Source organism: Marinobacter confluentis, from assembly GCF_004785685.1.
GTDB classification, from domain to species: Bacteria; Pseudomonadota; Gammaproteobacteria; order Pseudomonadales; family Oleiphilaceae; genus Marinobacter; species Marinobacter confluentis.
Window position 1 is genome coordinate 544708 of record NZ_SRPF01000003.1, and the last position, 20057, is coordinate 564764.

The following is a 20057-nucleotide window of genomic DNA, read 5'->3' on the forward strand; positions in this document are numbered from 1 at the left end:
TCAGGCTTTCGCGAGGTATTTTATGGCGGCAGCGGCGGCGCAAGTGCGGTTTTCCACATTCATTTTCCGGAACACCTGCTCCAGATGCTTGTTCACCGTGCGCGGACTCATGTCCAGAATCTGGCCGATTTCCCGGTTGGTTTTACCGTTGGCGATCCATAGCAACACGTCGGATTCGCGCCCGGTCAGGCTGAATCGATCCCGAAGGGCGGCCGTGGCGGTGCCCGACTGCTGAACTTCGTGAAGCCTCAGCAGGTATTCCCGGTTATCCACCAGGGTTAGAAATTCCACAGAGTGGGGCCCGGCCAGAAAGTCGAGGGTCAAGCTGTGGCCGTTTTCCGGATTGTGTGCCAGCCATTCCTTCAGGCTCCTGCCTAGTTGCTGCTGGTGACTGGTGTCGCCGTCGGTGAGACGGTGATGCACCTGGGGCGTGGCCCAGAGAATGTCGCCATTGCGGTCCACCGCAAACAGATTCTGCCCGGCGGTGTCCAGGGCCTGGCGAGCGCTGCGGGCCATGCGGGCGTTGGTCAGGTGGACCTGCATACGTGCCAGAACTTCGGCGGTATTGATGGGTTTGGTGACGTAATCCACGCCGCCGGAATTCAGGCCCATCACCACGTGTTCCGTGTCGCTCAGGCCGGTCATGAAGATGATGGGTGTGTCGATAAATTCCGGGTTCTGCTTCAGTTGCCGACAGGTCTCGAAGCCGTCCATGTTGGGCATGATGGCATCCATCAGCACGATGTCCGGAGTGATATTCCTGCTTATGGTCAGGGCCTGGTTGCCTTCCAGCGCTACCAGTACCGTCATACCGGCGGTTTCCAGGGCGTCGCTGATCATGCGGATGGAGTCGATGGCGTCGTCCACCACCATCACCACGGTTTTCTGGGGTTTAAGGGAGTCAGGTGCGTTCATAGTCGGTCACCTTGAGTGCATCTATAATTTTCTCGAATTGGAAATCGTTGGTCAGTCGAATCATTTCCCTCACGAACAGGGGTTCGGCGTCGCCCCGGTGTTCCATCCCGTGCAGTGCTTCCAGCAGTCCCTTGCGGTGGCCAATCGTAGCCAGTCCGACCAGCGCGGCCCGATGCTGTTCGGTGGGCATCACCATGGAATCAGCGGCAGGGCCGGGAACGCTCGCCAGCGGCTCTGCGCTTTTTTCGAAACGCCAGTCCAGGGAAATCAGGCGGGCGATGTGGTCCAGCAACTGGTTTTGACGCACGGGTTTAATCACATAACCGTTGTGCTGCGCCGGGTCAGGACGGTCCCGGCCCTCGCTGGCGTCGGCAGAGACCATCACCACCGGCACCAGGTGATTGTTGTTGCGCAGCTGCTCCAGAATTTCCCAGCCGCTGTAGCCGGGCATGGATACGTCCAGCAGAATCAGGTCAGGCCGTTCCTTTGCCACAGCTTCCACTACCGCCAGCGAGTTACCGATATCGATGATTTCAAACCCCAGGGGCGCAAGCATGGCGCGGATCAGCTGGCGGTGGGCGGCCTCATCGTCGACAACCAGAATTTTCTGCCGTGGGCCTTTGTAGCCATAAATCCGGCGGGCCGGTGAGGTCATGGACTCGGGCCGTGGGGTATGCAGGCTGGATAGCATCAGGCTGACCTTGAAGGTGCTGCCTTTGCCGGTTTCGCTTTCAACGGACAGGTCGCCGCCCATGATTTCCGTTAGCAGGTGAGTGATGGTCAGGCCCAGGCCCGTGCCGGCCTGGCTCTGCCCCGGGGTACGGATTCGCTCGAAGGGGCGGAATATGCGTTCGATGTTTTCTTCAGCAATGCCTTCGCCGGTATCGCTGACGATGAATTCTGCGACCTGGCTGCGGTATTTCAGGGTCAGTGAAACGCCGCCGGTGTCGGTGTACTTGATGGCGTTAGACAGCAGGTTGATCAGAATCTGGCGCAGGCGTTTTTCGTCTGTGGTCACCATTTCCGGCAGCCTGCCAACGCAGTGGTACTCGAAAGCCAGTCCTTTTTCCTCGGCCTGCAGCCGGAACATGTGAACCAGCTGTTCCATCAGCAGGTCGATGCGTACCGCGTCCCGGTGCAGGTCCAGGCGGCCAGCTTCGATTTTGGAAATATCCAGCAGCCCCTCAATCAGGTCCGCCAGGTATTCGCCGCTGCGGCGGATGACGCCCAGCGCTTCCTTGCGATTGGCCGGGATTGAGGCATCGTTCTCCATCAGCTGGGCATAACCCAGGATGGCATTCAGCGGTGAGCGGAGTTCGTGACTGATTCCGGTCAGATAGCGGCTTTTCGCGCCATTTGCGGCTTCTGCGTGCTCTTTTGCCTTCTGCAGGGCCTGGTCAGTGCGCTCGTGGGCGACGATTTCTTCGGTCAGCAATCGGGTCTGCCGCTGGGATTCCTCTTCCGCCACCATGCGGCTCTCGTGGGCCAGCACGAACAGCCAGCAGATGATGCCGGTGACGATGATCAGCACGAAGAATACTTTCCACAGGGTAATGGACAGCACCGCAGCTTCAGCGTCTGAGGCCACCAGTGTCTGTTCGTGGACCAGCCAAAGCAGCAACCCGGATACCCCGATGATCAGCAGTAACAGCACCAGGAAATGCCCTATTCGCGAGTGCAGATAGCCGAAGGCCGCCTCCGGGATAAACAGTCCGAAGAACTTGCGCATCTGTTCCTTGTAGCCTGCGCCGGGTTTGCAGAAATCCCCGCAGCGGGCGTCCAGGGAACAGCACAGGGAGCAGATATTACCCGCGTAGGCCGGGCAACCGGTCACGTCCTCCGGCTCGAACTCGTGTTCGCAGATGCAGCAGGCGACTAGTTGATGATCGGTGGCAATGGGCACGAAAGGCCGGGCCATGTAATAGCGGCCACCGGTCTCCCAGGCAATCAGCGGGGCGATGATCAGTGCAGCGCCCAGGGTGATGAAATGGGACAGGGCTGCCGCCACTTCCCCCAGCACGCCGCCATGGCTGACCATGCCGATAATGGAGGCCAGAATCATGGCGCCGACGCCCACCGGGTTGATGTCGTAAAGGTGGGCACGTTTGAACTCGATATGCTTGGGGCTAAAACCCAAAGGCTTGTTGATAACAAGATCCGCCACCAGAGCGCCTACCCAGGCAACCGCGACAATCCCGTAAAAACTCAGGGTTTCTTCGAGGGCGTGATACACCCCCAGTTCCATCACCAGCAGCGCAATGGCTACGTTGAACACCAGCCAGACCACCCGGCCCGGGTGGCTATGGGTCAGGCGTGAGAAAAAGTTCGACCAGGCAATGGAACCGGCGTAGGCGTTGGTGACGTTAATCTTTACCTGGCAAAGAATGACGAAAATGCCGGCGATGGCCAATGCCGCTTCCGGCGAGCTGGTCATGTAGCCAAAGGCCACCATGTACATTCGCGTAGGGTCTGAGGCATCCACCGCAGAGATACCCTGATTCAGCGCCAGTACCGCCAGGAAGGAGCCAGCCAGAATCTTGATGGCGCCGATCACAATCCAGCCCGGCCCGCCGGCCATCACCGCTGTCCACCATCGCAATTTCTGGCCTTTTTGGGGCTCTGGAATAAATCTTAGAAAGTCGGCCTGTTCACCAATCTGCGCCATCAGCGAAAACAGTACTGCTGCCGCTGCCCCGAAAAATAGCAGATTGAATTCTCCGCCCTGATTTGGGGCAGTGCCTTCGAACTGGGTCCAGTCGGAGACGGCGCTGGCGTCCTGATAAAGAATGAACACGAAAGGCAGCAGCTGCAGCAGTATCCAGGCGGGTTGGGTCCACAGCTGGAACCTACTGATCGCGGTAATGCCGTGGGTCACCAGCGGAATTATCACCACCGAACAGATCAGGTAGCCGATCACCAGGGGTATGCCAAACAGCAGTTCCAGCGCCATGGCCATGATGGCGGCTTCAATGGCGAAAAAAATAAAGGTGAAGGAGGCGTAGATCAGCGAGGTGATGGTAGAGCCTATATACCCGAAGCCTGCGCCTCGGGTTAACAGATCAATATCAACGCCATAGCGGGCGGCGTAGTAACTGATCGGAATGGCGGTGAGGAAGATGATCAGTGCCACGGCGCATATGGCCGTGACCGCGTTGTTGAACCCGTAATGAATGGTGATGGCCCCGCCGATGGCTTCCAGCGCCAGAAATGAAATCGCACCCAGGGCAGTATTGGTGACACGGCCCGCGGACCAGCGCCGGGCGCTCTTGGCGGTAAAGCGCAGGGCATAGTCTTCCAGGGTCTGGTTGGCGACCCATTGGTTGTAGTTCCGCCGGACGCGGAAAATGCTTTGCCGGGCACTCATGCTGTGGCCTTTACATGGGGGAGTTACCTGGAGGTATCAAAAGCTGTGCCATCGCGCACATCTGAGTTTTATCGCGACGGTTCATTTCAGGCCATGCGTTAAATGACGTAGGCCGCTGGTGCGTTTGCCGAATGGGCGAATGCCGGCCCCGCGCAGAGAATGTTTATCGACGGCGCTTCCCGACATGGGTCGGCAATGCGTCTGGCAGATACATCCTGAGCGAGGACATACCATGACAATGCACAAGCAATCGACGACAGGAGGCGCCACCGGACGGTGGGGGCTCGGAAAGCTCAAGCTGCTGGCGGCTTCAATGGTACTGGCGGCGACCGCCAATGCTGCTGCGCCCCCAACGGCGGAAGTGAACACCACCGGCCTGGCGGTCACTGATGACACGGTGAACGTGGGCATTCTGCACTCGGTCACCGGCACTATGGCGATCAGTGAGGAAGGGTCGGTTCAGGCGGAAATCCTCGCCATTGAGCAGATCAACGCAATGGGCGGCGTGCTTGGCCGCCAGATTGAGTACATTCAGGAAGACGGCGCCAGTGACTGGCCGACCTTTGCCGACCGTTCCCGTAAGCTGCTGCGCCAGGACAACGTCGCTGCCGTCTTCGGTTGCTGGACCTCGGCGTCCCGAAAAGCCGTGCTGCCGATCTTCGAGCAGTACAACGGCATGCTCTATTACCCGACCTTCTATGAGGGGCTCGAGCAGTCACCCAACGTGATCTACACCGGCCAGGAAGCCACACAGCAGATTCTCGCGGGCCTGAACTGGGTCAAGGAAGAGAAGGGTGCTGAAACCTTCTACCTGCTGGGTTCTGACTACATCTGGCCACGGACATCCAACAAGATCGCCCGCAAGCACATAGAAGACGTGCTGGGCCTGGAAGTGGTGGGTGAAGACTATTTCCCTCTGGGTCACACCCAGTTCAACTCCGCCATTAATCGTATCCGCCTGAAGAAGCCGGACGTCATCTACGCAATCATCGTGGGTGGTTCCAACGTGGCCTTCTACAAGCAGCTGGAAGCTGCCGGTATCGACCTGACTGACGGCAAGACCACCTTGCTGACCATCTCCGTCACCGAGGATGAGATTCTGGGTATTGGCGGCCGCAACATCGAGGGCGCCTACGCCGCGATGAAATACTTCCAGAGCCTGGACAACCCGAACAACGAAGCCTTTGTGAAAGCGTTCAAAGAGCGCTGGGGCGAAGATTCCGTGATCGGTGACGTCACGCAGGCTGCCTACCTTGGCCCCTGGCTGTGGAAAGCTGCCGTCGAGAAGGCCGGTTCATTTGACATCGACAAGGTTCGTGAAGCGTCCCCCGGCATCGAGCTGACCACGGCACCTGAAGGCTACGTGCGCATCCACGAGAACCATCACCTCTGGTCCAAAACCCGCGTTGGCCGCGCCATGGCCAATGGCCAATACGAAGTGGTTTTTGAGACCGACGAGCTGATGGAGCCGGACCCTTTCCCCGAAGGTTACCAGTAAGCACCCTCGCAGAATCGACGCATTCTGAGAGCCTCGTCCCCGGGATTCCCGGGGGCGGACACTGGACGGATTCAAGCGCCTGAAAGGCCGGAGGTACGACCATGTTTTCTGACTATACCGCCACGGAGTTGGGCTCGATCTTTGCGATGCAAGGTTTCGCCGGCCTGATTCTCTTCGCAGTTTTCCTTCTGATGGCACTCGGTCTGGCGATTATTTTCGGTCAGATGGGTGTGATCAACATGGCGCACGGGGAGTTCATGATCCTGGGGGCTTACATGACTTACCTGACATCGAATCTGTTCGCGGAATATCTGCCCGGACTGTTCGATGCCTACTTCTTTGTGGCGATTGTGGTTGCCTTCCTTGCCTCGGCTGCCCTCGGGGCATTCGTGGAATGGGCCATGATCCGCCGTCTTTACCATCGCCCGCTGGACACCCTGCTGGCGACCTGGGGCCTGAGCCTGCTGATGCAGCAGAGCTATCGTTCCATCTTTGGCGCCCGCGAAGTGGGCGTGCGTATTCCCGACTGGATGGCGGGATCCTTCCCGGTGACCGACATCGTCGAGCTGCCCATCAACGGTCTGATCGTCATGATTATTGCCATCAGCGTGACCTTCGGTGTCTACCTGCTGATGTTCAAATCAAGCTGGGGCCGCCGCGTACGCGCCGTGGTACAGAACCGGCCGATGGCCGGAGCCGTGGGCATCAATACCGTCAAGGTAGACCGCATGACCTTTGCCCTGGGTTGCGGCATCGCCGGCATCGCCGGTAGCGCTTTCACCATGATCGGCTCCACCGGCCCTTCGGCGGGGCAACAGTACATCGTGGACACCTTCCTTGTGGTGGTCTTCGGCGGCGCCGCCAGCTTGCTGGGCACTGTGGCCTCGGCCTTCAGTATCTCCCAGGCGCAGTCGACCATGGAGTTCTTCCTCGGCGGTTCCATGGCCAAGGTCCTGACCCTGATGACGGTGGTGATCATTCTGATGGTCCGCCCGCAGGGACTCTTCACCCTGAAAGTGCGCAAGTAGGAGGCCTGTCATGAGCAACTTCAGTCTTAAAAACATGATGACCCGGCAGGACGTACTGGGCTTTCTGGTGCTGGCGATACTGCTGCTGGTGATCATGCCACTGTCGATGGACATTATTCGCCTGACCCAGTTTGGCAAGTACCTGAGTTTCGCCTTTGTGGCGGTAGGTCTGGTGCTGTGCTGGGGCTACGGCGGCATCCTGAGCCTTGGCCAGGGAGTGTTCTATGGTCTGGGGGGCTACGCCCTGGCCATGTTCCTGAAGCTGGAAGCCTCGTCACCCGAGAACACGGCCATCCAGAGTACACCGGGTATTCCGGATTTCATGGACTGGAACCGTATTACCGAACTGCCCTGGTTCTGGGAACCGTTCAACAGCTTCACTTTCAGTGTGCTGGCCATTCTGATCGTGCCGACCATCTTCGCCTATTTCATCGGTTTTGCGATGTTCAAGCGAAGAGTGGGAGGCGTCTACTTTGCCATCATCACCCAGGCTATCTCCGCCATTCTGACCATCCTGATTATTGGTCAGCAGGGCTACACCGGTGGCGTTAACGGTATCACCGACCTGCGCACGCTGTTGGGCTGGAACATCCGCTCCGACTACGCCAGCTACGTGTTCTATTTCGTCTGCGTGGCGCTGCTCTTCGTGTGTCTGTTCATTGCCCAGTTCATCACCAAGAGCAAGCTCGGCCGCATCCTGGTGGCCATGCGTGGCCAGGAAGACCGGGTGCGGTTCAGCGGCTATGACGTGGCGAACTTCAAGATCTTTGTATTCTGCGTGGGTGCGGCATTTGCCGCTGTCGGTGGCGCCATGTTCACCCTGCAGGAGAAGTTCATGTCCCCAAGCTTCGTCGGCATCGTGCCTTCCATCGAGATGGTGATCTTCTGCGCCGTGGGTGGCCGGTTGTCGATTCTGGGTGCGGTCTATGGCGCCATCGTGGTGAACGTTGCCAAGACCTATTTCGGCGAAAGCTTTCCGGAGCTGTGGCTGTTCGCCATGGGTGCGCTGTTCATCGGCGTCGTGCTGGCGTTCCCGGACGGCCTGGCGGGTGTATACCAGAAATACTGCGCGCCCACGGTGGACCGTTTCCTCGACAAGGCCCCGGTGTTCAAACGGTATTCCGGCGATTCCAGTTATTCGCCGTCTGAACCCGCTAAGGCGTCCTGAGCGAGATCAAGCCAAATAAGGAGAGCTTCATGAACGCAGTCGCTGCAAAAGCAACCAACACGGATTTTGTACTGGCGGTGGAAGGTCTGACGGTCTCGTTCGACGGCTTCAAAGCGGTGGACGACCTGAGCTTCTACGTCGATGAAAAGGAAATCCGGGTCATTATCGGCCCCAACGGCGCCGGCAAAACCACGGTGCTGGACCTGATCTGCGGCCGCACCAAGGCCACCTCCGGGTCGGTGAAGTTCCGCAACAAAGAGCTGACCACCCTTAAGGAACACGAGATTGTGAAAGCGGGGGTGGGGCGCAAGTTCCAGAACCCTTCTATTTACGAAGACCTGACCGTGTTCGAGAACCTGGAGCTTTGCTATCCGAGAGGCCGCAACGTGTTCGGCGCCCTGTTCTTCAAGCGGGACGCCAAGGTGATCAGCAAGGTCCGCGAGGTGGCGGAAATGATCAACCTTAAAGACGAACTGGAATCCCAGGCCGATCTGCTGTCCCACGGCCAGAAACAGTGGCTGGAGATCGGCATGCTGCTGATTCAGGACCCTGATCTGTTGATGCTGGACGAGCCGGTCGCGGGCATGTCCGTGACCGAGCGCAAACAGACAGCAGAACTGCTGCGGCGCATCACCAATGACCGGTCGGTAATCGTGATCGAGCACGACATGCAGTTTGTGGCGGAAATCGCCGACCACGTCACGGTGATGCACCAGGGCAAGATCCTGGCCGAGGGCAGCGCCGAGAAGGTCAAACAGGACCCGAAAGTCATCGAAGTCTACCTGGGCCACTGACGGGCAAAAGACGAGGAAGTCATCATGTTGAATGTGTCCGATTATCACGTGAAATATGGCCAGAGCGAAATTCTGCGAGGCCTGAACTTTAACGTACAGCCGAATGAAATCGTCGCCATTGTCGGACGGAACGGCATGGGTAAAACCACCCTGATGAAATCGCTGATGGGGGTAATTCCCAGTGCCTCCGGCAAGGTTACCCTTGAAGGTAAAGAGCTGGCCGAACTCAAGAGTTACCAGCGGGTGGAGAACGGCTTCGGGTTTGTGCCCCAGGGACGAATGATCTTTCCCACCATGACGGTGAAGGAAAACATTGAAACCGGACTGACCACCACCAAACGCACTGAAGTGCCACGGGACCTGTACGACATGTTCCCGGTGTTGCTGGAAATGCGTCACCGCCGCGGTGGCAACCTGTCTGGCGGCCAGCAACAGCAGCTGGCGATCGCGAGGGCCCTGGCCAGTGATCCAAAGGTGCTGCTTCTGGACGAACCTACCGAGGGCATCCAGCCCTCCATCATCAAAGAAATTGCCACAACCCTGAAAGAGATACGCGACCAGCGCGGGCTGTCGATTGTTGTGTCGGAACAGGTGTTGAGTTTCGCCCTGGACATCGCCGATCGGATTCTGGTGATCGAAAAGGGCGAGATTGTGCACGAAGAACGTCGAGAAGACGTGGACGAAGCCAAGGTGGCGTCTTACCTGGCGGTCTGAGGCATTGCCCTGCGCTGAAGACCTACGTCATTTGACGCAGACAGGCGGGGCGATTGCCGTATTCATGGCCTGAGGGCCGAAACGGATACTGAAGCGACAAAAACACAGCAGCATCAAACTACGTAAAGACAAGGAGAGGCCCCATGGCTGAAACCATCATCAAGATCGACCTGAACAAGTCCGCTTACGAAAACGCGTCTATTCATAACCGCTGGCATCCGGATATCCCGATGGTGGCCATGGTCAAGCCGGGCGACGATTTTATTGTGGAGTGCTACGACTGGACCGGCGGTCAGATCAAGAACGACGACAATGCCGATGACGTCCGCGACGTAGACCTGAGCCAGGTGCATTTCCTGTCTGGCCCGATTGGTGTTGAGGGCGCCGAGCCCGGCGACCTGCTGGAGGTGGACATTCTGGACATCGGTGCGTTCGAGGAAAGCCAGTGGGGCTTCAACGGCTTCTTCTCAAAGAAGAACGGCGGCGGCTTCCTGACCGAGCATTTCCCGGAAGCGCAGAAGAGTATCTGGGACTTCAACGGTATGTTCACCAAATCCCGTCACATACCGAACGTTGAATTTGCGGGTCTGATTCACCCGGGACTGATCGGCTGCCTGCCGTCCAAAGACCTGCTGGAAACCTGGAACAAGCGGGAAGCCGGCCTGGTGGCCACCGACCCGGAGCGGGTGCCGGAGCTGGCCACGCTGCCCAACGGTGACACGGCCCACATGGGCAAGATGACCGGCGATGCGGCCAAGGCAGCCGGCGCTGAAGCAGCCCGTACCGTGCCCCCTCGGGAGCACGGTGGTAACTGCGACATCAAGGACCTTTCGCGCGGCTCCAAGGTGTACTTCCCGGTTTACGTGGACGGCGCAGGACTTTCAGTGGGCGACCTTCACTTCAGCCAGGGCGACGGCGAAATCACTTTCTGTGGTGCCATCGAAATGGCTGGGTGGATTCACCTGCGTGTGAACCTAGTGAAAGACGGAATGAAGAAGTACGGCATCAAGAACCCGATCTTCAAGCCCAGCCCGATCAAACCACGTTACGACGACTACGTGATTTTCGAGGGCATTTCGGTAGACGAGCAGGGTGGCCAGCATTATCTGGACGTTCACGTTGCCTACCGTCAGGCCTGCCTTAACGCCATCGAATACATGACCAAATTCGGCTACACCAAAGCCCAGGCCTACGCCATACTCGGCTGCGCGCCGGTGGAAGGCCACATCAGTGGTGTGGTGGATATTCCGAATGCCTGCGCCACCCTCTGGCTGCCGACGGACATCTTCGACTTCGACATTAACCCATCCGCCGATGGCCCGAAGAAGATGACCAGTGGTGGAATGGACGTACCCCTGTCGAAAGATAAGGAGTAAGCATCATGCCCGTGTATGACTACAAATGCCGTGAACACGGCCTGTTCAATACGCTGGCCACCATGGCAGACAGCGCCAAGCCTGCACCGTGCCCGACCTGTAAGGCGCTGGCGCCGAGGGTGGTCGTGCTGCCCCCGGAAATTGCCGCCATGGACCCGGCAAAGCGATTGGCCCAGGATCGCAACGAGAAATCCCGGCATGAACCGGTGTTTTCAACGGCGGATCAGCGCGCCAACGACAAGGAACACAACCGCGCGTGTGGCTGCGGTTCGGTAAAGCACGGCAACGGCAAAGCCATGCTGTTCTACACCGCCGACGGCAAGAAAATGTTTCCCTCCATGCGGCCCTGGATGATCAGCCATTAACGGCTGAACGAGCCCGCACTGTCACGTGTTTGCCCCCGCTTTGGGGGCTTTTTTCTTTCCTGCCTTGTCCCTTAATAAAATCACGGATATAGTGTTTTTATCCTTGGCAAGATACCAGATGTAGTGATTATTCAATAATCAATGATGCTGGTATCGGGAATCCGGTGAGACTCCGGAACTGACGCGCAGCGGTATTGGGGAACGAGCGTGGCATCAAGACACTGGTGAAAACCGGGAAGTCGCCACGTAAGGCCGAACTGGAAAAGTTCACGCCCCTGAGTCCGAAGACAGGCCATGGATACAACTGCACCTTCGCGTTTAAAAGGTGAGCAGGATTGAGGACTCCAGAACCGTAGGTCGGACTAGGCGAAGCGTAATCCGACAACCGGGTGAACCCTGACTTCGCTGTCGGATTACGCTTCGCTAATCCGACCTACGGTGTCGCGTGAACCCACGGCAAGGCCTCCAATTCTCTCTGCGTATGCGAAGGTGAAAGGAATCAACGCGTATTCAGGAGAACAACCATGTCTACCTCTGCCCTGGCTGAAGCCCAGCCTGCCTCACAATCTCAGTTCCAGACCGATGCCCTGCAAGTCATCAAACGTAATGGCTCCCTGGTAGGTTTTGATCCGTCCAAAATCAGCGTGGCTCTCACCAAGGCGTTTCTGGCCGTGGAAGGCGATGCCGCCGCCGGTTCCGCCCGCATTCATGACTCGGTGGAGCGGGCGACCAACCAGGTGGTTCAGGCCATCAGCCGCCGCCTGAAAGCCGGCGGCAAGGTGCATATCGAGGACATTCAGGATCAGGTGGAACTGGCGCTGATGCGGGCGGAAGAGCAGAAAGTCGCCCGCGCCTACGTGCTCTACCGGGAAGAGCACGCCCGGGAACGAGCCTTGCACACGCCGGTGGAAGCCCACCCAACCCTGACCATCAAAAAGGCCAATGGCGAAGTGGCCCCGCTGGATCTGGGTCTGATGAAAGTCCAGGTGGAAAACGCCAGCCAGGGCTTGAACGGTATCGACGGCGAATCCCTGGTAGAGGGCGCACTGCGCAATCTTTACGACGGTATTGCCGAAGAGGAAGTGCTGACCGCCCTGATCATGACGGCCCGGGGGCGCATCGAACAGGAGCCGGACTACAGCGCTGTCACCGCCCGCCTGCTGCTGGAACAGCTGCGGCTCGAAACCGTCACCGCCCTGGAACTGCCGCTGCATCTGCCGTTGGCGGAAGTGTATCCACAGGCCCTGACGGCCTTCATTCATCAGGGCATTCGCCATGATCTTCTAGATGAAGCCATGGCGGCTTTTGATCTTGAACGCTTGGGCGCCGAGCTGAAGCCGGAACGGGATTACCAGTTTGGTTTCCTGGGCCTGCAGACCCTGTACGACCGCTATTTCATCAACCTGAAAGGCGACCGCCTGGAACTGCCCCAGGTGTTTTTCATGCGGGTATCCATGGGCCTGGCTCTGAAAGAAGGCGACCCCAACGCCCGGGCCATCGAGTTCTACAATCTGTTGTCCTCCTTCGACTACATGGCATCCACGCCCACCCTGTTTAACAGCGGCACCCAGCATTCCCAGCTGTCGTCCTGCTACCTCACCACCGTGGGCGACGACCTGGAAGACATCTATGGCGCCATCCGGGACAACGCCATGTTGTCGAAATGGGCCGGCGGACTGGGCAATGACTGGACGCCCGTGCGGGCCATGGGCGCGCACATCAAAGGCACCAACGGCAGCAGCCAGGGCGTGGTGCCCTTCCTGAAAGTGGTGAACGACACCGCCGTGGCCGTGAATCAGGGCGGCAAACGGAAGGGCGCGGTCTGCGCCTACCTGGAAAGCTGGCACCTGGACATTGAGGAATTCCTGGAGCTGCGCAAGAACACCGGCGACGAGCGTCGCCGCACCCACGACATGAACACCGCCAACTGGGTGCCGGACCTGTTGATTGAGCGTATGCGTGAGGACAAAGACTGGACCCTGTTCTCCCCCAGTGATGCACCGGACCTGCACGATTTATACGGCAACGCCTTCCGCGAACGCTACGAGCATTACGAGGCGTTGGCGGAGCAGGGCGAGATTACCCTGTTCAAGAAAATCCCCGCCAAACAGCTCTGGCGCAAGATGCTGACCGTGCTGTTTGAAACCGGCCATCCGTGGATCACCTTCAAGGACCCCTGCAACCTGCGCTCGCCCCAGCAGCACCGGGGCGTGGTACACAGCTCCAACCTGTGTACCGAGATCACCCTGAACACCAGCGCCGACGAAATTGCCGTGTGCAACCTGGGCTCCATCAACCTGGCGGCTCATATCCGTGACGGCGAGCTGGATGTTCAGCGCCTGGAGGGCACCGTGAACACCGCCGTGCGCATGCTGGATAACGTCATCAACATCAACTACTACGCCGTGCCCCAGGCGAAGAACTCCAACTTCAAACATCGCCCGGTCGGCCTGGGCCTGATGGGTTTTCAGGATGCGCTGTACAAGCTCAACCTGCCCTACACCAGCCCGGAAGCGGTGGAATTCGCCGACCTGTCGATGGAGCAGATCAGCTACTTCGCCATCCGCGCTTCCGCCACTCTGGCCGGTGAACGCGGTGCCTATGAAAGCTACGAAGGTTCCCTGTGGCATCAGGGCATTCTGCCCATTGATTCCCTCAAGCTGCTGAAAGAAAACCGAAGGGAAGGGCAGTTGTCGGTGAACACCAGCAGCCGTCTGGACTGGGCGCCGGTGCGCGAACTGATCGCCAGGAATGGCATGCGCAACAGCAACGTGATGGCCATTGCCCCCACGGCGACCATTTCCAACATCATCGGCGTGGCCCAGTCCATCGAGCCCGCGTACCAGAACCTGTTTGTGAAATCGAACCTGTCTGGTGAATTCACCGTGGTGAATCCGTCACTGGTGCGGGACCTGAAAGCCGAAGGGCTTTGGGACAACGTGATGGTCAACGACTTGAAATACTTCGACGGCAGCGTTCAGCAGATCGACCGCATCCCGAAGGAACTGAAAGCCCGCTACGCCACCGCCTTTGAAATCGACGCCCGCTGGCTGGTGGAAGCCGCCGCCCGACGCCAGAAATGGCTGGACCAGGCCCAGAGCCTGAACCTGTACATGGCCGAACCCAGTGGTAAGAAACTGGACGACCTGTACCAACTGGCCTGGGAGCGCGGCCTGAAAACCACCTATTACCTGCGTTCCCTGGGCGCCACCGGCGCCGAAAAATCCGCCCCGGTCGCCGCGCCCCAGCCCCAGGTTTGCAGCATTGATGAGCCGGACTGCGAAGCCTGCCAGTAGCCCGGCACCCGTAGGTCGGATTAGCAAAGCGTAATCCGACAACAAAGCTTATTTTCGCCACGGAATCCACGGAAGAACACGGAAAAAAGCAAAAGACAAAGATATTACTAGCCACGAAAACCACGAAAGAACACGAACAAAGACAACCGATTAACAACCAGAGGATCTTGATCTTTAATTTCGTGTTCTTTCGTGGATTTAGTGGCCTAAAAAAATCTTTCCATCTTTTTCCGTGTTCTTCCGTGGATTCCGTGGCCAACAATCTTTCAAGAGGATACCACTATGCTCAACTGGGAAGACGAAACCCAAACAGCCCCGAAAGCCCAGAATCCCGAGGGCCCCGCGCCGGTTAACGTCGACGACAAACGCGTGATCAACGGCGAGACCGACATCAACCAGCTGGCACCGTTCAAGTATCCCTGGGCCTGGGAGTACTTCATGAACGCCAACAAGAACCACTGGACCCCGCTGGATGTGAACATGGCCCAGGACGTTCACGACTACCACCACCGCCTGAACCCGGCGGAGAAACACGTTTATGAAAACGTGCTGGCCTATCTGACCACCTCCGACATTTTGGCCATGCGCAACATCGGCCTGGCGGTGATGGAGAAAATGAGCGCCCCGGAGCTGCAGATTTACCAAGCACGCCAGGTGTACGAAGAAGCCATGCACACCTGGGCCTACCAGCACTGCATCGAAACCCTGAACCTGGACCAGAGCGAGATCTACAACCGCTACCGCGTGGTGCCTGCCATCAACGGCAAGATCCAGATGGCCAACCGCCGCCTGGATGCGGCCATGCGTTCCGACATGAACCTTCGCAACAAGGACGACCTGCAGGAATTCATCATGTCCTACCTGTTTTTCGCCGCCGTGTTCGAAGGCACCTGGTTTTACAACGGCTTCAGCCCCATCTTCGCCCTGCAGCGCCGGGGCCTGATGCGCGGCACCGGCGAACAGCTGCAGTACATCCTGCGGGATGAGGCCATGCACTTTTCCTTCGGCCTGAAAGTGGTCAACCAGATCGTGGAAGAAGAAAACATCAGCTTCGACCCCAAAGCCGTGCGCGACATGTGGGACGAGTCCGAAGCCGCTGAAATCGCCTACGCCAACTACATTCTGCGCGACCCGATCCTGGGTTATTCCGCCGAATACCACAGCGAACAGTTCCGCTTCGTGGCCAACCGCCGTGCGCGAACCGTAGGCCTGGAAGAGCCGTTCCCGGGGGCCAAAAACGTCTCACCCTGGCTGGACGAACAGGCCACCATGCGCAAAGAGAAGAACTTCTTTGAAACCCGGGTGATCGAATACCAGACCGGGGCGCAGCTGGAGTGGTAAGGATTTGCTAGGCTTGTGGGACTGAGATGCACCGTGACCGGAGCCTCGAATGACCCCGAGCCTTTCGCGCGATAGCCGAGCCGCCGCTAACCGGGCCCTGATGGCAGGCAGCCCGGATTACTTCAGCTGGACTGAAACCGAACAGGAAAGATTCCGCGCCGCACCGGGCAGGGAAGCCCGCGCCCGCATGGAACAGGTGCTGCTGAAACAGGTTCTGGACATTGAATGCGCTGCGGCACAGGCGCAAGACGTGTGGAACGACCTGTCCCTGGAGCAACTGAACCGGATCAACCCCGCCGATCTGCTGACCCGCGGTATCGGCGACGACTTCGTTTACCTCAACGAAAGCCTGGCCGATAACCAGTGCCTGCTGGATTTCGACACGCTTTATGATTACGACCACGACGACTTCCTGTTCCAGGAAAAGTGGCGCCACAAAGACCTGAAAAACTACGTCAGCCCCGGTTATTTTCCCCTTTACCAGTCTCGCTGGGTGCGCTTTCTGATGGGTGAAGAACTGGTCTACGGCAACCTGTTTTCCCTAGCCGGTTACGTGATGTCCCGGGCGGAAGAGGCCGGCGACAAGCGGCTGAACCGACTGATTCCATCTTCCTATGAGGAGGGCCCGAACCATGGTAAAGAAGAGGGCGACGGCGTGGTGTGGGATTACCGGCTGGACGCCGGCGGCCTGGAACCGCAGCTGGAAGAACTGCAGCGGCGTTGGTGGCAGTACCAGCAGGGCGCAGAACTGGAACTTCAGCGCGATCTGGCCGCGCTGCCCCCGCAAGCCTACATCCTGCATGATCAATCGCCGGTACCCGGTGAAACCATGGTGAACCTGGTGATCCGCAACGAAGCCGCCATCCGCCAGATCCACTGGAGAACACTGCTGGCGGACATAAACGCCTGCCAAGGCAGCCGTGATGAAGTTGAGCGCATAATCGAGCAGGAAACAGAAAAAGCCCTCAGTCATATCGAAGACCAATACCGGGCGGTGATTGACCACTATGTTCCGCCTGACATCACCACGGCCAAAGAGCGCAAGCTGATCATGTCCAACGGGGCGCTGCGGGATCTTCAACGACTTCGTAGCGAAGAAGACGAACAGGACTGACCGCTCAGCCCAGCGGGCTGCGAACCCCGGCAAACCCCTGGCCCAGCACATGGGTATAAATCTGGGTGGTGCGTAAGTCCGCGTGGCCCAACAAATCCTGAACGGTGCGGATATCGTTGCCCCGTTTCAGAAGCTCGGTGGCGAAGGTATGGCGGAAAGTATGGCAGCCGGCGCGTTTGCCGATGCCGGCCTGGTTGACGGCATTTCTGACCGACTTCTGGACGGAAGATACGTGGCGGTGATGGCGAACCGCCTCGCCAAACTGATCCGCGCAGAGGCCAGGCGAGGAAAACAGCCATTGCCACTCCAGCGAGCGGCTTGCCCCCGGGTACTTTCGAGAAAGCGCATAAGGCATGCTGACGGGGTGTGCGTAGCCATCGGATTTTGCGCGGAATTGCTGACGAACTTCTGAAGTGCGAGCTTGCAGAGGCTCCACCAGAGAGGCCGGTAACAGCGTGGTTCTGTCTTTGGCGCCCTTACCATCCCGGACGTTGATCAACTGAAGACTGAAATCAATGTCTTTCACGCGAAGGCGACAGGCTTCTGTAACCCGTAATCCTGCCCCGTACATCAAAGAGGCAATCAACTTATCGGGCTCGCCAAGGTGATTGATAATCGATATCGCCTCATCGTGGGTCAGGACAACTGGGAGTTTGCGGGGTTTTTTCGAGCGGACAATCCCTTCAATGTCCCCTAGAGGCTGATCCAGCACACTGGTGTAAAGAAACACCAGCGCGTTCAACGCCTGGGCCTGGGTGGCCATCGCAACATTCCGTTCGACCGCTAGCCAGGTCAGAAACTCTTTCACATCTCCTGGCCCCATGTCTCTGGGGTGTTTCATCTGGTGATACCGGATAAAAAAACGAATCCAGTACCAATAGGCTTTTTCTGTACGGATGCTGTAGTGATTGACCCGACAAACCGCGCGCACCTGATCTCTGAGTTTGGGCTCGTTTCCATCCATGGGTTCTCTCCAACCAAGATACTGTATTTTTATACAGTATTATTGAGGGAGTGTTTCACAGAAGTCAAACGATTCCATGGCGATCCCCGGATAGGTAGGCTAGGGTATTGGTTTTAAACGGATCGACCGAAACTCCGTTCTGCATTTTGGCGTAATATTGAAGAAGTCGCGTTTTTGCAATATTGGGGAATTCGGTCTAGTTGCTGTTAGATGAATTGGAGGAATGATGTACCCACCTGCACATCATGTTGAGACGGACATGGAAAAGTCCTACCGGGTGATAGAAGAATTCAAATTCGCAACGATTGTAAATCGTACAGAGGACGATGTTGTTGTTACCCAGTTACCGCTAATTTTGGATAGGCATCGTGGTAAAAAAGGCGTTTTGACTGGCCATTTAGATCGGAGTAATCCACACGCATCGTACCTTACTGAGGGACGGATTTTTGCGGTCTTTCATGGCCCGGACGCGTACATCTCACCAAACGTCTATTCGTCATCACAGCTCCCAACTTGGAACTCCATTTCGGTCCATGTCAGAGGGAAAGTGCGATTAGTCGAGTCTCCTGATGCAATTCGTGATTCCCTCATAAAAATGACTGAAATCCTTGAGGATCGAGAGCTACCATTTGTGCTTGACTACAAAGATCCAAGAATGACCTCTTGGCTGCACTTGATCCTTGGCTTTGAAATAGAAATTGAAGAGATTGTTGGGCGCTTCAAACTGTCACAGGACAAAACAGAGAAGGATATGCTGTTAGCACGGGATCATCTCGTAGAGCAAAACTACCAAAACCACGACGACCTTTTATCGGCATTGCTTAATACATCTAACAAGTCACGGAAGGCGGACGCGTGAGACGCGCCGCTTCGTTTTCGCGTTAGGAGGCACTATGGCCCAACATCCGGCTCGAAGCGCCATGGAAGCTTCCTTGAAAGCAATAGTTGTCCCCGAACTGCGCAGTCGAGGTTTTAAGGGTTCTTATCCTCATTTCCGCCGAATCATGGAAAATCGAATCGATCTGCTGACCTTTCAGTTCTATTCCGCCGGCGGCAGTTTCGTTGTGGAAATCGGAAACTGTGGGCCAGAAGGGACTCGATTTAGCGGTCCCAATAAAGCTAAGGTGAGTGAAATCGGAAATCGCCTCAGATTGGGGGCCGAGAGGCCTGGACGCGATCATTGGTTTGAATTCGGCTTGCCCAACTATCAGCCGGGAAATGAGGTGGTTCATCCGAAATCACACTACGACACTATCTCGGCGGAGGTCGCCAATCTCATCGAGACGCAGGGTGAGGCATTTTGGTCAGGTGCCGCCTAACCAGTCGCTCAAATTCGTTCCCGGCCTGGCGGCCGTCCACCGGACGCCCTTGTCAGGGCGCCGCTTAGCTATTCGTTAGGACAATGGAATCCATGATCGGACTCTTGGGCACTTTGATTGGTGCAACCATAGCTGGAATTTTTGTCGTGTTGTCGAATAGGCAAAGGCAGTCTTTTGAACGTGCTAAGGAAAAACGGGAATTGCTACTGGCTAAATTCGAGGCAATTCATAAGGGGTTAGTTGCCTATCAAAAGCTCGCTAATGAGCTTTCGATGCAAATGCTCTCCGAGGCTGGTTACGGAGGAAAGCTTGACCCCAACAAGCTTTCAAAAGACGCGATCTTGAGCGATTTGAAGATGAACGTCCTATTTTACGCACCGGAACTAAAGGACATCGTCTCCCAGATTGAGCAAAAACATAAACTGATTGGCTCGCATGCTGCCAAATTCGTGCTTGGAAGTAACGATGCGGATAATAGTAAAGAACGGATGGCAGGTAATGCAGCGATTGAGGCTGCAGAGTCGCAGAAACTCACGGAAGAAGCTGAGAAAATGCTCGCTGACTTGGTTTCGGCGTACATCAATGCCTAACCAATAGTTCCAGTTCGTTCCGGGCCTTAAGGCCCTCCACCGGACGCCCTTTTCTTCGCTTCGCTGCAAAAAGGTCGCCGCTGAACAATGGCGTTAGGCACTTATGAAGACGAGACTGGGAGTTAAATCGTCAAAGGCGCTCGGGGCGTCATGCATGGCTTTATTCGCGTTCATGCTTTTATTCCGGGCTGCAATCTATCCAAGAATGTAT

General features: G+C 57.3%; 16 protein-coding genes and 1 riboswitch. Of the genes, 13 read left to right on the forward strand and 3 right to left on the reverse strand.

All coding sequences use genetic code 11. The annotated features are described in order from the left end of the window. The gene (locus tag E5Q11_RS12990) at window positions 1-915 is read right to left on the reverse strand and encodes a response regulator transcription factor (RefSeq protein WP_135803834.1); all 915 of its coding nucleotides are present in this window, start codon (window positions 913-915) and stop codon (window positions 1-3) included. Further along, on the reverse strand, window positions 902-4279 hold the full coding sequence (locus E5Q11_RS12995) for a hybrid sensor histidine kinase/response regulator (RefSeq protein ID WP_135803835.1): 3378 nt from the start codon (window positions 4277-4279) through the stop codon (window positions 902-904). The genes E5Q11_RS12990 and E5Q11_RS12995 overlap by 14 nt, the downstream gene beginning before the upstream one ends. A gap of 313 nt (window positions 4280-4592) precedes the next feature. Here E5Q11_RS12995 and urtA point away from each other — a divergent pair, with 313 nt between their 5' ends. The 10 genes from urtA (at window position 4593) to E5Q11_RS13045 (ending at window position 16973) form a co-directional block, all read left to right on the forward strand. Continuing rightward, the gene (gene urtA / locus E5Q11_RS13000) at window positions 4593-5777 is read left to right on the forward strand and encodes an urea ABC transporter substrate-binding protein (protein ID WP_225315047.1); all 1185 of its coding nucleotides are present in this window, start codon (window positions 4593-4595) and stop codon (window positions 5775-5777) included. 101 nt (window positions 5778-5878) lie between these two features. Further along, window positions 5879-6805 (forward strand): urea ABC transporter permease subunit UrtB, encoded by a 927-nt coding sequence (urtB, locus tag E5Q11_RS13005; protein ID WP_135803836.1) that lies wholly within the window; start codon window positions 5879-5881, stop codon window positions 6803-6805. Between the two features lie 10 nt (window positions 6806-6815). Next, window positions 6816-7973 (forward strand): urea ABC transporter permease subunit UrtC, encoded by a 1158-nt coding sequence (gene urtC, locus E5Q11_RS13010; protein ID WP_135803837.1) that lies wholly within the window; start codon window positions 6816-6818, stop codon window positions 7971-7973. A 29-nt stretch (window positions 7974-8002) separates the two neighbouring features. Continuing rightward, window positions 8003-8767, forward strand: coding sequence for an urea ABC transporter ATP-binding protein UrtD (gene urtD / locus E5Q11_RS13015; protein ID WP_135803838.1), 765 nt, complete (start codon window positions 8003-8005; stop codon window positions 8765-8767). Between the two features lie 24 nt (window positions 8768-8791). Next, window positions 8792-9481, forward strand: coding sequence for an urea ABC transporter ATP-binding subunit UrtE (gene urtE, locus E5Q11_RS13020; RefSeq protein WP_135803839.1), 690 nt, complete (start codon window positions 8792-8794; stop codon window positions 9479-9481). A 143-nt stretch (window positions 9482-9624) separates the two neighbouring features. Continuing rightward, window positions 9625-10857, forward strand: coding sequence for a formamidase (fmdA, locus tag E5Q11_RS13025; RefSeq protein ID WP_135803840.1), 1233 nt, complete (start codon window positions 9625-9627; stop codon window positions 10855-10857). Between the two features lie 5 nt (window positions 10858-10862). After that, the gene (locus E5Q11_RS13030; protein WP_135803841.1) at window positions 10863-11222 is read left to right on the forward strand and encodes a zinc ribbon domain-containing protein; all 360 of its coding nucleotides are present in this window, start codon (window positions 10863-10865) and stop codon (window positions 11220-11222) included. An 89-nt stretch (window positions 11223-11311) separates the two neighbouring features. Further along, window positions 11312-11533, forward strand: a riboswitch (cobalamin riboswitch). Between the two features lie 213 nt (window positions 11534-11746). Continuing rightward, on the forward strand, window positions 11747-14518 hold the full coding sequence (locus tag E5Q11_RS13035; protein WP_135803842.1) for a ribonucleoside-diphosphate reductase subunit alpha: 2772 nt from the start codon (window positions 11747-11749) through the stop codon (window positions 14516-14518). A 282-nt stretch (window positions 14519-14800) separates the two neighbouring features. Then, the gene (locus E5Q11_RS13040) at window positions 14801-15859 is read left to right on the forward strand and encodes a ribonucleotide-diphosphate reductase subunit beta (protein WP_135803843.1); all 1059 of its coding nucleotides are present in this window, start codon (window positions 14801-14803) and stop codon (window positions 15857-15859) included. Between the two features lie 49 nt (window positions 15860-15908). Next, complete coding sequence (locus tag E5Q11_RS13045) at window positions 15909-16973, forward strand: hypothetical protein (RefSeq protein ID WP_135803844.1); 1065 nt, start codon at window positions 15909-15911, stop codon at window positions 16971-16973. 4 nt (window positions 16974-16977) lie between these two features. Here E5Q11_RS13045 and E5Q11_RS13050 read toward each other — a convergent pair whose 3' ends face one another. Beyond that, complete coding sequence (locus E5Q11_RS13050) at window positions 16978-17937, reverse strand: integron integrase (protein ID WP_135803845.1); 960 nt, start codon at window positions 17935-17937, stop codon at window positions 16978-16980. A gap of 226 nt (window positions 17938-18163) precedes the next feature. Here E5Q11_RS13050 and E5Q11_RS13055 point away from each other — a divergent pair, with 226 nt between their 5' ends. The 3 genes from E5Q11_RS13055 (at window position 18164) to E5Q11_RS13065 (ending at window position 19846) form a co-directional block, all read left to right on the forward strand. Next, window positions 18164-18796: an FMN-binding negative transcriptional regulator gene (locus tag E5Q11_RS13055; protein ID WP_225315048.1), complete on the forward strand. Its 633-nt coding sequence runs from the start codon at window positions 18164-18166 to the stop codon at window positions 18794-18796. A 34-nt stretch (window positions 18797-18830) separates the two neighbouring features. Beyond that, the gene (locus E5Q11_RS13060) at window positions 18831-19256 is read left to right on the forward strand and encodes a DUF4304 domain-containing protein (protein WP_135803847.1); all 426 of its coding nucleotides are present in this window, start codon (window positions 18831-18833) and stop codon (window positions 19254-19256) included. A gap of 92 nt (window positions 19257-19348) precedes the next feature. Further along, window positions 19349-19846 carry a hypothetical protein gene (locus E5Q11_RS13065; RefSeq protein ID WP_135803848.1) on the forward strand — a complete coding sequence of 166 codons (498 nt, stop codon included), beginning with the start codon at window positions 19349-19351 and terminating at the stop codon, window positions 19844-19846. Window positions 19847-20057 lie beyond the last annotated feature (211 nt).